At 66.6% G+C, this 15,099-nt stretch carries 11 protein-coding genes; 8 read left to right on the top strand and 3 right to left on the bottom strand.

The genetic code is table 11. The annotated features are described in order from the left end of the window. Positions 1 to 468: 468 nt before the first annotated feature. The gene (locus NU1_RS21415; RefSeq protein ID WP_245720241.1) at positions 469 to 1,800 is read left to right on the top strand and encodes a ComEC/Rec2 family competence protein; all 1,332 of its coding nucleotides are present in this window, start codon (positions 469 to 471) and stop codon (positions 1,798 to 1,800) included. 597 nt (positions 1,801 to 2,397) lie between these two features. Beyond that, positions 2,398 to 3,366 carry a DNA polymerase III subunit delta gene (holA, locus tag NU1_RS21410; protein WP_084521679.1) on the top strand — a complete coding sequence of 323 codons (969 nt, stop codon included), beginning with the start codon at positions 2,398 to 2,400 and terminating at the stop codon, positions 3,364 to 3,366. 143 nt (positions 3,367 to 3,509) lie between these two features. Here the strand turns inward: holA and NU1_RS21405 are convergent, their stop codons facing one another. Then, the gene (locus tag NU1_RS21405) at positions 3,510 to 3,989 is read right to left on the bottom strand and encodes an acyl-CoA thioesterase (protein ID WP_084521678.1); all 480 of its coding nucleotides are present in this window, start codon (positions 3,987 to 3,989) and stop codon (positions 3,510 to 3,512) included. 184 nt (positions 3,990 to 4,173) lie between these two features. After that, complete coding sequence (gene rpsT / locus NU1_RS21400; RefSeq protein WP_067523598.1) at positions 4,174 to 4,437, bottom strand: 30S ribosomal protein S20; 264 nt, start codon at positions 4,435 to 4,437, stop codon at positions 4,174 to 4,176. 361 nt (positions 4,438 to 4,798) lie between these two features. Here rpsT and NU1_RS21395 point away from each other — a divergent pair, with 361 nt between their 5' ends. From NU1_RS21395 to NU1_RS21380, 4 genes are all read left to right on the top strand, one after another. Next, entirely contained in the window at positions 4,799 to 6,397 is a 1,599-nt protein-coding gene (locus NU1_RS21395; RefSeq protein WP_245720240.1) for a circularly permuted type 2 ATP-grasp protein, read from the top strand. 15 nt (positions 6,398 to 6,412) lie between these two features. Further along, positions 6,413 to 7,381 carry an alpha-E domain-containing protein gene (locus tag NU1_RS21390; protein ID WP_067523597.1) on the top strand — a complete coding sequence of 323 codons (969 nt, stop codon included), beginning with the start codon at positions 6,413 to 6,415 and terminating at the stop codon, positions 7,379 to 7,381. Positions 7,382 to 7,383: 2 nt separating this feature from the next. Then, positions 7,384 to 8,226, top strand: a complete 843-nt coding sequence (locus NU1_RS21385) for a transglutaminase family protein (protein WP_067523596.1) — start codon at positions 7,384 to 7,386, stop codon at positions 8,224 to 8,226. Between the two features lie 66 nt (positions 8,227 to 8,292). Beyond that, positions 8,293 to 9,072, top strand: coding sequence for an aquaporin (locus tag NU1_RS21380; protein ID WP_067523595.1), 780 nt, complete (start codon positions 8,293 to 8,295; stop codon positions 9,070 to 9,072). A 280-nt stretch (positions 9,073 to 9,352) separates the two neighbouring features. Here NU1_RS21380 and NU1_RS21375 read toward each other — a convergent pair whose 3' ends face one another. Next, positions 9,353 to 9,934 (bottom strand): type II toxin-antitoxin system PemK/MazF family toxin, encoded by a 582-nt coding sequence (locus NU1_RS21375; protein WP_067523594.1) that lies wholly within the window; start codon positions 9,932 to 9,934, stop codon positions 9,353 to 9,355. Between the two features lie 144 nt (positions 9,935 to 10,078). Here NU1_RS21375 and lepA point away from each other — a divergent pair, with 144 nt between their 5' ends. Both lepA and NU1_RS42305 read left to right on the top strand, forming a co-directional pair. Further along, entirely contained in the window at positions 10,079 to 11,938 is a 1,860-nt protein-coding gene (gene lepA, locus NU1_RS21370; protein WP_067523593.1) for a translation elongation factor 4, read from the top strand. Between the two features lie 818 nt (positions 11,939 to 12,756). Continuing rightward, complete coding sequence (locus NU1_RS42305) at positions 12,757 to 15,081, top strand: hypothetical protein (protein WP_067523592.1); 2,325 nt, start codon at positions 12,757 to 12,759, stop codon at positions 15,079 to 15,081. The last annotated feature ends 18 nt before the right edge of the window (positions 15,082 to 15,099 follow it).

Genomic DNA, 15,099 nt, shown 5'->3' with positions numbered 1-15,099 from the left:
GACCGGGAACCGACCCGGGTGCAGGAGACGCTGGACGCGCGACTGGTAACCCCGGCGCTGTGCTGTTGGGGCGCAACGATTGTGGCGATCACAATCGGCTCCCGAGCGGGTGCACTGCTGGCCGCCGTATTCATGACGGGGGCTCTCGTGCTGTGGGCCTTGATGGTTCGGGGGCGGCCGGATGGGGGAGCGGGTGTCAGCCCGGACGGCGAGACAGGGAGGAGGCCCGAGGGGGATTCGCGGGGCAGGCCGGTCGGGAATGTGCGGGGGACGTCAGAAGGAGCTGCGCAGGGGAGGCCGGTTGGGAATGCGTGGGGGAGTCCTGATCGGGCTGCGCTGGGGAGGCTCGAGGGAGCTGCGCGGGGCGGGCTGGTTGAGAACGCGCTGGGGAGGCCCGCGGGGGCTGTTCGGGGCAGGCTGGTAGGGAACGCGCAGGGGCGGCGGGCCGCGTTGGTGGCCTTGGCCGCCATGTTGATCGGCGCGGGGTTCGCGGCGGCCGCCGCCTGGCAGCAGCATCGGGTGGACGCGCATCCACTGCGCGGTCTGGACCGTGGGACTCACGTGTGGGTGCGGGTGGTCCCGGTGGATGATCCGAAAGCACTGCCCACCAAATCATTTCGGGGACAGCAGTGGATGATGCGATCCGAACTCGTGGAGTACCGGTACGGGGCGGATAATGTTCGGGCGGGTGGCGCGGTGCTGGTGCTGGCGCACGGGGCGGGGTGGTCGCAGCTGCTGCCCGGTCAGCCGGTGACGTTTCGGGCCAGGGTGGACCGTCCGTGGCGATCGGACCTGACCGTGGCGGTCCTGCGGGCACAGGGATCACCGGCTTCGATCGGGCCGCCGCCCTGGTGGCAGCGCATCGCGGGTTCGGTGCGGGCCGATTTCGCCGAGGCGGCGCAGCGCGTGCTGTCGCCGGATGCCGCGGGCCTACTGCCCGGCCTGGTCATCGGCGACACTTCGCGGCTGCCGGATCATGTTCGCGCGAACTTCCGCGAAACCCACCTCACTCATCTCACGGCTGTCAGCGGCGCGAACATCACGATTCTTCTCGGCGCGGTGCTGCTTTCGATGCGCGCGCTCACCGTGGATCCCCGAATCGCCGCCGTGGCGGCCGGGCTCGTCCTGATCATGTTCGTCATTCTGGCCCGCCCGACACCGAGTGTGCTGCGGGCCGCGGTCATGGGTGCGGTCGCTCTTCTCGCACTATGTACCGGTCGGCGCAAAACGGCATTACCCGCTCTGTGTACCGCCGTCATCGCCTTACTCGCGTGGTCTCCGGCCTTGGCGGTGGATGCCGGTTTCGCACTGTCCGTGCTTGCCACCGCGGGTCTCATCCTGCTCGCGCCGGGGTGGTCGAGTTGGCTTCAGTCGCACGGCTTCTGGCGCGCCCCAGCCGATGCCCTCTCCGTATCGACCGCCGCCTTCGTCGTCACCGCCCCGGTGATCATCGGCCTTACCGGACATTTCAGTTTTATCGCCATAGTCGTCAATGTCCTGGTGGAACCGGTGGTCGCGCCCATCACCGTGATCGGGGCACTCGGCGCAGTGCTGTCCTGCATCTGGACCCCGCTCGCCCATCTGGTCCTGTTCTGCACCGGCCCACCCCTGTGGTGGTTGCTCACAGTGTCCGCCCGCGCCGCCGCCCTGGGCGCCTCGGTCGCCCTGCCCAGCGGTCTCGGCTCCGGCCTGATCGTCGCGGTCGTCTGCGCCATCCTGATCATCGCGCTGCGTAGTCGCCCCGCGCCGAGACGGCAGCCCCGTGCGTCCGACCGGACAGCCGGGCAGCAGGGCCCGTGACTCCGGGTGATCGGCCGGGCGGCGGCTTCGCGAGTCCGGGTGATCAGCCCCCATGAATCCGAGCGGACAGCTGCGGGCAGCTACTGAGCTTGAATGCGTAGTGTCCCCCGCCCTCTCGTCATTCCGGCATGCTTTTGGCCGGAATCCACCTCTGATCAGTAGTGGTCCCGGCCGAAGCACGCCGGGGATGACGGGGGTCGGCGACATCGCACGGACAATTTCGGTAGTCGAGTCCGAGCAGGCAACTGGACGGGCACGCTGATCGGCGAGGACGGGGGTCAGCGGTGCTCTCGACGGAGCAAACACCGCGACGGAAACATCTGCCCTGCCACCGACGCGACCTGCCTGCCACTGCGGCAACGTGCCTGGGCTCATCGCGTGGCACAGCGCAATTGAGCGTGGTGTCGCAAGTACGGCACCTTTCATGGCGGACCGCCGAGGGGTGTGACGAGGGCTGTTACGTGGAGAACTTCTGGCCAGGCACTTAGTGCTGGGTAAGCCGTGCCGAATCGCGGAACCGGCCTCCAGATCGCGACATTCGAGTGTCTCGCGTGACGGGTGCCAACCTTGTCGGCTCGAACTCGTAGGATCGGCAGCGTGACCGAACGCCCCGCGCCCCTGCATCTCGTGCTCGGTGAAGAAGAACTGTTGATCGAGCGGGCTATCGCCGCTATTACGGCGCAGGCGCGCGCCGTCTCCGATAATGCGGATTCCATGCCCGTGGATCGAATGCGGGCCGGTGATGCGAGTACCGCCGAGCTGGCGGAGATGTTGAGTCCGTCGCTGTTCGCCGAGGATCGCGTGATCATTCTGGAGTCCGCCGCCGAGGCGGGTAAGGATGCGGTCGCGGTGGTTACTGAGGCCGCTACCGCACTGCCCGACGGGGTGGTGCTGATGGTGGTGCACTCCGGAGGCGGTCGAGCCAAGGCCCTCGCACCGGCGCTGCAGAAGCTGGGCGCGCAGGTACACAATTGCGCCAAGCTCAAGAGCAATGAGAAGGCCGAGTTCGTCCGCAATGAATTCCGGGCCGCCGGGGTGCGACCGCCCGCCGATGTCGTGCAGACAATGCTCGAGGCGGTCGGCTCGGAGCTGCGGGAATTGGCTGCCGCCTGTTCGCAATTGGTGGCCGATACCGGCGGCAAGGTCGATGTCGCGGCGGTGCGGCGCTACTACTCCGGCAAAGCCGAGGTCTCCGGCTTCGATGTCGCCGAACTCGCGGTCACCGGCGACCGCCCCGCCGCCATGGAGGCACTGCGCTGGGCCACCGATCGCGGCGTCCCCGCCGTCCTGCTCGCCGATGCCCTCGCCGATTCGGTCCACACCATCGCCCGTGTCGGCTCCGCGGGCCGCGGCGACCCGTTCAAACTCGCCCCCGAACTCGGCATGCCCCCCTGGAAGGTGAAGAAGGCCCAGGCACAAGCCCGCGGCTGGAACCCCGGCACCATCGGCCAGGCCCTCCAGGTTGTCGCGGGCCTCAATGGCGACGTCAAGGGCGGGGCGGCCGATACCAATTACGCCCTGGAGCACGCCCTCTCGCGCATTCTGGATCTACGCGCACAGGGCTGACCAGGCCGGTTATCGGAAGTACCGCACATTTGGTGATCGAACCGTCCCGTTATCCCGGCGCGCTTCTCGGAATGGATCCCACTGTGCGGCGCGTGTTCTCCGGCGTGGATTCCGGCCACGAGCACGCCGGAATGACGAGGGCACTACGCGCAGGGCGGCTGGCTAGCCACTGAGACCCCTTCCGGGGCACACTCCAAGCCGAGTACCGTCGGATCCGTAGCGCGCGCGGCCCATTCGGCGGCCGGATTCGCAATCAGCTTGCGCTGCTTCAAGTCCAGCAGTCCGCACACATAGCTCAAGGTCGCCGCCAACTCGCCATCGGCGCGACGTAGCGTGTTCTCCACGCGATACGTCTTGCCCGCCCCCCACACCCACGCACAGGTGACCGTCACATAGTCACCGACTCGCAGCTCCCGGTGGTACTTGATGACCGCCTCGAGGTTCACCGGCCCCAACCCGTCCCGCAGCAGCTCATCCACCGAAACTCCGGCGGCCTGCACACATTCGTACCGTGAATGATCAGCGAACTGCTGATATGCGGCACTGGTGACATGCAACTGCGGGTCGATATCGGAGATCCGGACATCAATTCGGATCTGGAACGGCTCAGACACACTCGTCACCCAGCCACCCTCGCAGACCCCACCGACAAATTCCGGCGCAATTCCGCCACGTCGGTGCGAACCCCGAGAGAACACTCCCTGCTCGCAGGACACCCGTTCCGGGGCACAGATACAGCAAAGGCCGCCGTGGTCATCGTGGCCACGGCGGCTGCGTAAAGCTTGTCCGGCGGAACGCCGGGGTGAATCAGCCGAGCTTGTTGAAAGCCAGCGACAGCGCCGACTTCTTGTTGGCGGCCTGGTTGGCGTGGATAACGCCCTTCGAGGCAGCCACGTCGAGGCTCTTGCTCGCCGTGCGCATCAGCTCCTGCGCCTGATCCTTCTCGCCGGCCGCAGCGGCCTCGCGGAACTTGCGGATCGAGGTGCGCAGCGCGGACTTGACCGACTGGTTGCGCTGACGCGCCGCCTCGTTGGTACGGATCCGCTTCATCTGGGACTTGATGTTGGCCACGCCTGTTTCCTCGTGTTCCTTCGTTTGGTGGTTTTACTCGGGATAGAAAGTCTGCGGGCGCGCACCACATCGTGTAGCGCAGCACCGACGAACGAGGTTACCAGGCGGGCCACCGCGGAATGAAATCGGCCCGGACTCGGCTATCGCTCCGTGATAGTCACATTTACGGCTGATGCAAGAAATTTACCTGGGTCGACCTGTGTGTTGCCCCCGCGTGATGGACCATTTTGGCATGACCCCCGCCGCAGCCGGACGTTCGGCCGCGGCCGCTCCCCCGATCGGCCGTGCCGCGATCGACAATGCCGTGGTGGGGGTATTCGCCGACTATCGGCCGGGCCGCTACGACCTGGCCTACGACGAAATGTTCGATGTGGGCGGCCGGGTGCGCACCCCCTACCGCGGCGTGCACGCCGCGCTCGCCTCCATAGACGTTGCCGACCTGGCCGGACGCGCCGAGGCACTGGCCCGCGCCTTTATCGACCAGGGCATCACCTTCTCGCTGTCCGGGCAGGAGCGGCCGTTCCCGCTCGACCTGGTGCCGCGGGTGATCGCCGCCACCGAATGGACCAAACTCGAACGTGGGATCAAACAGCGGGTGCGGGCCCTGGAGGCATTCCTCGCCGATGTCTACGGCGACCAGATGATCCTGCGCGACCGGGTGGTCCCGAAACGCCTTGTCACCTCCTGTCAGCACTTCCACCGGGAGGCCGCCGGGCTGGTGCCGCCCAATGGGGTCCGTATCCACGTCGCCGGAATCGATCTGATTCGCGATGAACGCGGTGAATTCCGGGTCCTGGAAGACAATCTGCGCTCCCCGTCCGGGGTGTCCTACGTGGTGGAGAACCGCCGCACCATGGCGTGCGTCTTCCCGGACCTCTTCGCCTCGCACCGCGTACGCGCGGTCGGTGACTACCCGACCCACCTGATGCGGGCGCTGTGCGCCGCGGCCGCGCCCAATGAGGCCGACCCGACCGTGGTGGTGCTCACCCCCGGCGTACACAATTCCGCCTACTTCGAGCACTCCCTGCTGGCCCGGCAGATGGGCGTGGAACTGGTGGAGGGCCGCGACCTGTTCTGTCGCGACAATGTCGTCTACATGCGCACCACGGCGGGGGAGCGGCAGGTCGATGTCATCTACCGCCGTATCGACGACACCTTCCTCGATCCCATGCAGTTCCGTCCCGACTCCATGCTCGGGGTCGCGGGCATTCTCAATGCCGCCCGCGCCGGAACCGTGGTGCTGGCCAATGCCGTCGGCAATGGTGTCGGTGACGACAAGCTCATCTACACCTATGTGCCCGCCTGCATCGAGTACTACCTGGGTGAGAAGCCGGTACTGCCCAATGTGGACAGTTTCCGCTGCTGGGAGACCGATGAACGCGACTATGTACTCGACCGGATCGCCGAACTGGTGGTGAAACCCGTTGAGGGGTCCGGTGGTTACGGCATAGTCATCGGACCCGACGCGACCGCGAAGGAATTGGAGTCGGCCCGGCGCAAGATCCGCGCCAATCCGCGCGGCTGGATCGCGCAACCGGTGGTGCAGTTGTCCACCGTCCCCGCCAAGATCGGCAATCAACTGCTGCCCCGGCATGTGGATCTGCGCCCGTTCGCGGTCAATGACGGCGACGACATCTGGGTGCTGCCGGGCGGTTTGACCCGGGTGGCGCTCCCTGACGGTTCACTGGTGGTGAATTCCAGCCAGGGTGGCGGCAGTAAGGACACCTGGGTGCTGGCCCCGCGCACCTCCGTCGAGCAGCGCGAACTGGCGGGCACCGAATTGGTGGGCGAACTGAGCATCGACCGCGATCGTGACCAGTCCCCCGATAACGCCCACGGCCGCAATCAACAACAGCAGCAACAACAAGCACAGCGGATGCGCCCGTCCCCAGCGCCGCGGGCCGCGCACCGTCCCCACAGGCCGCAACCCGATACGGGCAGGCCGCTACCGAATATGTGAGGTGGGTTCGGAACCATGTTGGCGCGCAATGCCGAATCCCTGTACTGGATCGGCCGTTACGTCGAGCGCGCGGAGTACACCGCGCGCATTCTCGATGTTGCGGTCCATCAACTCCTCGAGGATGCGACGGTCGACCCGGACCGAACATCGCGAGTTCTGTTGCGGGTCTTGGGAATAGAATCGCCAGAGTACGAACTCGACGTGTGGTCGGTGACCGAATTGGTCGCCTTCAGTCGCGATCGGGACGGTTCGATTGTCGATTCCGTTGCCCGGGCCCGCGAAAATGCCCGTGGTGCAAGGGAAGTCACTTCGACTGAAATGTGGGAGTGCCTCAATGCCACCTACAACGGGCTGTCCGCCGCCGAACGGGCAGCGCGTGCCCTCGGCCCACACGAGTTCTGTCACTACATCACCGACCGTGCCGCCATGTTCGCCGGTTTATCGGACTCCACCCTCAGCCGTGACGACGGCTACCGCTTCCTACTCTTGGGCCGTTCCATCGAACGCGTGGATATGACTGTGCGCCTGCTGCTTTCCCGTGCCGGAGACCGCACTTCCTCACCGGCCTGGGTGACGGTACTTCGATCGGTGGGCGCACACGATCCGTACCTGCGCACCCACCGTGGTGTACAGGACGCCACCCTCATCGCGGAATTCATTCTGCTGGACCGGCTTTTCCCGCGTTCGGTCTTCCATTCGCTGCGGGTGGCCGAAACCTGCTTGGAGGAACTGGATCAGCGACCCAGCAGCCGCTTCGCCGCACGGTACGAGGCGCATCGACTACTCGGCCGCGCCCGCAGCGAACTGGAGTTCCTGCCGTCGGGCGTGCTGCTGGAAGACCTGCCGCATCGGCTGGTGTGGTTGCAGGAGACCTGCCGCGATGTCGGAGAAGCCGTGGCGCTGCAGTACTTCCACGCCGAGTCGTGGGTGGCGTGGACGGGCCTGCACGGGCACCGCAATGGACTGGTCGAGGAAGCGGTGTGAGTATGAGTTGGCGGATGCGGGTGGTGCACACCACCGGATATGCGTACCAGGTACCGGTCTCCCGGTCGTTCAACGAGGCCCGGCTCACCCCGCGCGCCGACAGTCGGCAGAATGTGATCCTCAATCGGGTGGAGACGGTGCCGTCCACCCGCTCCTACCGATACGTCGACTACTGGGGCACCACGGTCACGGCCTTCGATCTGAACGCGCCGCACACCGAATTGGAGGTCACCGGCTCGTCGGTGGTGGAGACCGAGCCGTTCGCCGGTCCGGCCGAGGAACTGTCGTGGGAGCAGTTGCGCGACACGCCGGTCACCGACCGCTTCGACGAATTGCTCGCGGCTACCGACTACGTGCCGCGTGACCGCCGACTCGCCGGGGTGGCGCGGCAGCTCACCCGTGGGATGCCGCCCGCCAAAGCCGTTGTGCGCGCGGCCGAATGGGTGCATCGGGAGATGAACTACCTGCCCGGAACCACCGATGTGCACACTTCCGCACCGGAGGCCTTCGCCGAACGTCGCGGGGTGTGCCAGGACTACGCGCACCTGAGCCTGCTGCTGTTGCGCGGCATGGGAATTCCCTGTCGTTACGTCTCCGGGTATCTGCATCCGGATCCGGAGGCAGAGGTGGGGCGCACTGTCGCGGGGCAGATGCACGCCTGGGTGGAGGCCTGGACCGGGCAGTGGTGGGGCTACGACCCGACCAACGATATTCCCGTCACGGAGCAACACGTGTCAGTCGGAGTGGGCCGTGATTACGCGGATGTGCCACCCCTCAAAGGTATCTTCAGCGGGAGTGGTTCGACCGGTCTCGAGGTCGTGGTGGAGATCACCCGCCTCGCGTAAGGCGTAAGTCAGCAGGACACAGGTGTTCTCCGCGCTCAGAGCGGGGACGATCCCGGAAGGTGGCTGATGTCTCCCACAGCGCAGGAAGTCGTCGAGGATCTAACGGAGTACGAGGACGTATCGCTCGGGCGCAAGCTCTTCGCCGAGGCTTTCGGCACATTCGTGCTGGTGCTCGGTGGTGTCGGCACCGCGGTCATCGCTGGTAGCCGGGTGGGGGCGCTGGGTGTGGCGCTGGCCTTCGGTTTCACCCTGTTGTTCCTGGTCTACGCCATCGGACCGATCTCCGGCTGCCATGTGAATCCGGCCGTCACCATCGGACAGTATCTGCTCGGGCGAGTCTCGGCCGGTGTGGCCGGGGCGTACATGCTGGTACAGATTGTCGGCGGTCTCATCGCGGGTGCGGTGATCTACGCCGTCGCGCAGAACCTGCCGGTCTACGACCGAGCCAAGGATGGTCTGGGCGCCAACGGCTGGGGTGAGCACAGCCCGTCCGCCACCGAGATCGCGGGCATCACACTCAACGGCTACGGCCTGGCGGCGGCCATCACGGTTGAAATCATCCTGACCGCGCTGCTGGTCTTCGTGGTCCTGGCCTCCACAGACCAACTCTCCGATATCCCGTTGGCTGGTCTGTCCATCGGCATCACCCTCGCGGTGATCCACCTGATCTCGATCCCGATCGACAACACCTCGGTGAATCCGGCGCGGAGTACCGCGGTCGCCTTCTATCAGGATGGAGCGCCCGCCCAGTTGTGGGTGTTCATTGTGTTCCCGCTGCTCGGCGGCGTACTGGGCGCGTTCATGTACAGCCTGATCTTCGGACGTTCCAGGACCATGGTGAGCTGAAACTCTTGTAGTTCCCGTGCCCCGTTCCGTTCCGGAACGGGGCACGGTCGTGAATAGAGGTTTGTGCGAGCCGCGCCCGCGCCAGCGGACACCCCTGATTCACCGCCGTGCTCCGGCCAGGGGCGGTGGCGTGGTCCTGATTCTCCGTCGTGCGTGGGCCAGGGGCGGTGGCGTGGCCCCGATCCTCCGTCGTGCTGGGGTCAGGGGAGTGGCGCGGCCCCCGAACTCCCTGCCGTGCCCCGTTTCGTCAGGAACGGGGCACGGGATTTGCAGAGTTCGTTCAGTGCCAGTGGTATTCGGCGACCAGGCGGTGTGCGACCAGGTCGAAGGTTTTGCGGGCGAGGATCGCGCCCTCGCGGCGGATGCCTGCCTCCGGGACGTCGAGGACCCGGTCGAGGCGAACCCAGCTGGATCGACCGGCGTGATCCCACGGGCCCGGGCCGATACCCACCCAGTTCGAGTCGTGGGCGCGTTCCTCATTGGAGGAGAGCATCAGGCCGAGCAGCGTTCCGCGCTCGCGGCCGACGACCAGGACCGGCCGGTCCTTGCCATTGTTGGGGTCTTCCTCGTAGGGCACCCAGGTCCACACGACCTCACCTGGATCGGCACGCCCGTCCAACTGCGGGCTGTACACAACCTGCCGCGAGCGCTCACCCGTCGGCACACCCGCCGACGCCGTGGGCCGCACCGCGACACCCGGCCCCTTCTTCTCGGAGCCCATCGCCTTGAGCGTGCGCGTCCACATCGCCGACTGCTGTACCCGCCCGATCAACCTCGGCCCCTGCTGCCTGACCAGTTGGGAACCCTGTTCCTTAGCGATCAGGCCCAACTGTTTCCCGAGAGCGTTCCAAGTGCCCGCCATGCCGCCACCTTAACCGGGGCGGGCCCACTTCTCACCCGGGCGGATTCGCCTGCTGCTGAACGGCGTTCAGCACACGTGCCCGGCGGGGGCGATCCGCGTCATCGCCTCCCCGTAGACTTCCATGCGACATGCCGCTGTTTCGCCATGCCTAGGAGTCCTCCGATTAGCAGCTTCGCCGATACGACGTTCACCGATCCCGCGCGGATCCGGAACTTCTGCATCATCGCGCATATCGACCACGGGAAATCGACCCTGGCCGACCGCATGCTGCAACTCACCGGTGTCGTGGAGGAGCGCGCGATGCGCGCTCAGTACCTGGACCGCATGGATATCGAGCGTGAGCGCGGTATCACCATCAAGGCCCAGAACGTGCGACTGCCCTGGGTGGTCGATGGTGAGGAATTCGTCCTGCACCTCATCGACACCCCGGGCCACGTGGACTTCACCTACGAGGTCTCGCGTGCGCTGGAGGCGTGTGAGGGCGCGATCCTGCTGGTCGACGCCGCGCAGGGCATCGAGGCGCAGACCCTCGCCAATCTCTACCTGGCGATGGATAAGGACCTGACCATCATTCCGGTCCTGAACAAGATCGATCTGCCGGCCGCCGACCCGGACCGCTACGCCGCCGAGCTCGCCCACATCGTGGGCTGCGAGCCCGAGGATGTTCTGCGTGTCTCCGGAAAGACCGGTGTCGGCGTGTCCGCGCTGCTCGACGAGGCGGTCCGGTTGGTCCCGCCGCCGGTCGGCGAGGCCGATGCGCCCGCCCGCGCCATGATCTTCGACTCGGTCTACGACACCTACCGCGGCGTCGTCACCTATGTGCGTGTGGTGGACGGCAAGCTGACTCCGCGCCAGAAGATCAAGATGATGTCGACCGGCGCGACCCACGACCTGCTGGAGATCGGCATCGTATCGCCCGAACCCAAGGCCACACAGGGCCTGGGCGTCGGCGAGGTCGGCTACCTCATCACCGGTGTGAAGGACGTTCGTCAGTCCAAGGTCGGTGACACCATCACCAGTGCCCGCGACGGTGCGGCCCAGGCGCTGACCGGGTACCGCGAGCCGCGGCCGATGGTCTACTCGGGCCTGTACCCGGTGGACGGTTCGGACTACCCGAACCTGCGTGACGCCCTGGACAAGTTGCAGCTCAACGATGCCGCGCTCACCTATGTACCGGAAACCTCGGTGGCGCTGGGCTTCGGCTTCCGCCTCGGCTTCCTCGGGCTGCTGCATATGGAGATCACCCGCGAGCGCCTGGAACGCGAGTTCGGCCTGGACCTGATCTCCACGGCGCCCAACGTGATCTACCGCGTGGTCATGGAGGACGGCACCGAGCACGTCGTCACCAACCCCTCGTACTGGCCCGAAGGTAAGGTCCGCGAGATCTACGAGCCGGTGACCAAGTGCACCGTCATCGCGCCGAGCGAATTCATCGGCACGATTATGGAGCTGTGCCAGGCCCGTCGCGGTGAGCTGCTCGGGATGGACTACCTGTCCGAGACCCGGGTGGAGATGCGCTACACGCTGCCCATGGCGGAGATCATCTTCGACTTCTTCGATTCGCTGAAGTCGCGCACCCGCGGTTACGCCTCGCTGGACTACGAGGAGGTCGGCGAGCAGTCGGCCGCGTTGGTCAAGGTCGATATCCTGCTGCAGGGCGAGGCTGTCGACGCGTTCTCGGCCATTGTGCACAAGGACGCCGCGCAGGCGTACGGCCACAAGATGACCACCAAACTGCGCGAGCTCATCCCGCGTCAGCAGTTCGAGGTGCCCATCCAGGCCGCCATCGGATCGAAGGTCATTGCCCGCGAGAATATCCGCGCCATCCGCAAGGACGTGCTCGCCAAGTGCTACGGCGGCGATATCTCGCGTAAGCGCAAGCTGCTGGAGAAGCAGAAGGAAGGCAAGAAGCGCATGAAGACCATCGGCCGGGTCGAGGTGCCGCAGGAGGCCTTCGTGGCGGCGCTGTCTACGACGGAGTCGTCGGACAGCAAGAAGAAGTAGGGGTTCGGCGGACTCTGCGGTTTCTCGTGCCCCGCTGCCTGCGGCAGCGGGGCACAGGCATGGAAAGGGGAGGAGCGGTGTGCCCCGCTGTCTGATGTCGGGGGACCATGCCGAAGGGGTTGGCCGCCATCAGGTCCAGGCGAACAGTCGTCGTCACTCATGATCGGTACCCGCGCGGAAAGGGTTGGCCACAGCGGCGGGTGAACAGTCGTCGTCGCTCACGATCGGTGCTGCACGCGAAGGGGTCGGTGCCAGCACCGGGCGGAGGGGTGTCGTCGCTCATGATCGGTACCCGCGCGGAAAGGGTTGGCCACAGCGGCGGGTGAACAGCCGTTGTCGCTCACGATCGGTGCTGCGCGGAAAAGGGGTGGTCGAAGCACCGGGTGGAGGGGCCTCACCCATTGTGAGCGACGAGGCGGTGTCCGGATCGAGGAGCGGTCCATGGTGATGTGGTCGCCGTGCGAGGAGGTCGTGGGGACGTCGTGTGCTTGCGGCCGTCCGATGCCCGCGGGCCCGGTGCTCGGGAGGCGCTGAAATTACTCTGCTGCGCTCGGGGCGGGTGCGATGTTAGGGTGCCCGCTCCGGATTTTCCGGGGCGGACGCCGTTGTTTTGAACAGTCGTGCGGTTCGCTTGCGGGTGAAATCTGGGGCTTGGCGTCCGGATAGGCCGGATGACAAGCTATTCGTTGCACCACTGGGCACACCTCTCATGACCTGGAGGATGTGACAGGCCCGATTTCGGGAAATAAGGTGTGAAACGATCCGAATTTCGACTGCGCCGCGGGTAGCCGTCGAACACCCCAGAGCGGAGCTACTGCATGACGCGTGATCTGCCCCTCGGCGACGATGAGTCCGGTCCGGCCGAGGATGCGGACACCGCGTACCGCGTCGCCACCGGAGTCTCCCGGGTAGCCAGGGCCGGCGCGTACGTCACCGGCGGCGCACTCGTCGCCGCCAACGGCACCTCGGGACTGCCGAACAGCGACGCCCACGACAGCCGCAATGTCGGGTGGGCGCAGCCGAACGATCCGCAGCCGGACGCCCCGAGCCCCGTGGTCACCTTCCCGGAACTCGACTTCTATTCGGTACCCCCGATCCTCGGTGGGGGACCGGAGGTATCACCGATCGCCGAGCAGCTCGGCAGCGATGCGGACCTCTTCCCAGCCGAATTCGGCGCCGCGAGTATGTCCACCATGCCGGGCTACAACCAATCGGCCGGTAATCCGACCACCGGGTGGGACCCGTCCGCCGGTCTGGAGCGTCCCAGCGGCTACGACCCGTCAGCCGGGTTGGGAAATCCCAGCTATGACCCCTCCTCGGGCGTGGGTGCGCCCGGCGCCCACGACCCCTCCGAGGGTTTGGGACAGCAGCCCGGCGCCTTCGACCCGTCCGCGGGATTGGGACAGCAGCCCGGCGCCTTCGACCCGTCCGCGGGATTGGGACAGCAGCCCGGCGGTGTTTTCGATCCGTCCGCGGGACTGAGCCAGCCCGGTGGGTTCAACCCCGGCGCCGGTCTGGGTTTCGATGACTCGCAAGGCGATTGGGGCCAGCAGTTCGGTCAGTTCTTGAAAATGCCTGGCGCTGATGGACTGCAGCTGCCGGGGATGAACGGCATGGGGCTCGCGCAGGCGCAGGCCACACCCGGAAGCCCTTTGAATTCAAACGTTTTCGACGGTGTCGGCGAGGATGGTTTCGGTCTGTTCGTCAGCACCGATTCCGGACTGTCGGTACACGTCGGACTCGACGGTGTGTGGGTGGACTCGCATTTGAAGGTCGAGATCGGTGTCGGCGATGTCGGTGGTCAGTTCGACCGGTTCAATCAGTCGGCCAAGGACGCGTTGGCGGACCCTGCCAAGATCCAAGGGTCCGGCGCGGTCGATCAGTCGGCAACCGGTGGAATGTCCGGACTGCGCGCCACCGGTGGGCAGGGCTCCGCGAATTCTCCTGCGGCGGTGCCGAATTCGGCCCCGACCGGTGCCGCACCCGCTGCTCCTGCCGCGGTGGCTCCGGCCGCCGCGCCGATAGCTCCCGTCGCTCCCGCTGTCGCGCCCGCCGCGGCTCCCTTCGCTCCGGCTCCGGTAGCTCCGGCTCCGGTAGCTCCGGCTCCAGTTGCTCCGGCCGCAGTGGCTCCGGCCCCGGTCGTTCCGGTTCCCGTAGCGCCCGCCCCGGTAGCTCCGGTCGCTGTCGCCCAGCCGGTGGTCGCCACCCCGTTGCAGACCACCATCCAGCCCGATGTCGCGACCACCCCGATGGCCAATGTGTGGGCCGCCCCGGCCGGACAGTCTCCGCTGACCGCGCCCGCCGTCGCCACCCCGGCACTGTTCGACCGGCCCACCGAAACTGTTCCCACACAGCAGCCTTCGGAGACCGTGATCGCCCAGCCGACACCGGTTACCGGCACACAACCCACCGTGCCGCCGGTCAGTACACCCGATAAGCCCGATACGGGTGCGGGCTTGACGACCGCCCCGGCGATACCGACCAAGATCCCCGGTGTCACCGATCCGGCCACCACCAAACTCCCGGGTGCGACCGATCCGGTCACCAAGCTGCCGGGTGCGACCGACCCGGCCACCACCAAGGTCCCCGGTGCGACCACCGCGCCGACGACCCCGGGCGTGGATACCCCGGCGACCACGCCGGATCTACCCGCCAGCACCGTGGCCCCGGTCCCGACCGCCGACGGTCCCGATATCGGCACCACCCCGACGGTGCCGGACGATATCGATACGGGCTCCACACCGGTGCCGACGGTGAGCAAGCCGGCACTGCCGACCGCCAGCATCCCCGACAACTACTCCACCCCGGGTCTGACCACCCCGGACGTGACCGTCCCGGACGCGACCGTTCCGACGATGGCACCCACCCAGCCGACTATCGAGCCGATGCCGACCATGACGCAACCGGCACCGATCAAGCCCGCGGCCCCGACGAATCCCGCGAAACCCATTGCGGATACCTCGGATAGCGGTGCTGCCCACTCCGCCCTGTTCGTCCGCGACGGCAGTGCGTTCGACAGCGCGTATGCGCACGACGGTGTCGACTATGACGGCGGCACGCTGTCGACACACCTGATGTCCGAGGCCACCCTCGCCGAGACCCACTACCCGGTACACGGCCCATTCGACCTCACGCTTCTGTGAGCGGCGGCGATCGTCTCG

Origin of the sequence: Nocardia uniformis NBRC 13702 (assembly GCF_001613345.1) — a bacterium.
Lineage (GTDB): Bacteria > Actinomycetota > Actinomycetes > Mycobacteriales > Mycobacteriaceae > Nocardia > Nocardia uniformis.
Note: the sequence above shows the minus strand (reverse complement) of the source record. Positions and strands in the feature narration are given on the sequence as shown.

Coding starts and splice junctions, on each gene's coding strand:
- NU1_RS21415 (WP_245720241.1), top strand. CDS start 469: ATGTTGATCGGCGCGGGGTTCGCGGCGGCCGCCGCCTGGCAGCAGCAT.
- NU1_RS21395 (WP_245720240.1), top strand. CDS start 4,799: ATGTTCGATGTGGGCGGCCGGGTGCGCACCCCCTACCGCGGCGTGCAC.
- NU1_RS21390 (WP_067523597.1), top strand. CDS start 6,413: ATGTTGGCGCGCAATGCCGAATCCCTGTACTGGATCGGCCGTTACGTC.
- NU1_RS21385 (WP_067523596.1), top strand. CDS start 7,384: ATGAGTTGGCGGATGCGGGTGGTGCACACCACCGGATATGCGTACCAG.
- NU1_RS21380 (WP_067523595.1), top strand. CDS start 8,293: ATGTCTCCCACAGCGCAGGAAGTCGTCGAGGATCTAACGGAGTACGAG.
- NU1_RS21375 (WP_067523594.1), bottom strand. CDS start 9,934: ATGGCGGGCACTTGGAACGCTCTCGGGAAACAGTTGGGCCTGATCGCT.
- lepA (WP_067523593.1), top strand. CDS start 10,079: ATGCCTAGGAGTCCTCCGATTAGCAGCTTCGCCGATACGACGTTCACC.
- NU1_RS42305 (WP_067523592.1), top strand. CDS start 12,757: ATGACGCGTGATCTGCCCCTCGGCGACGATGAGTCCGGTCCGGCCGAG.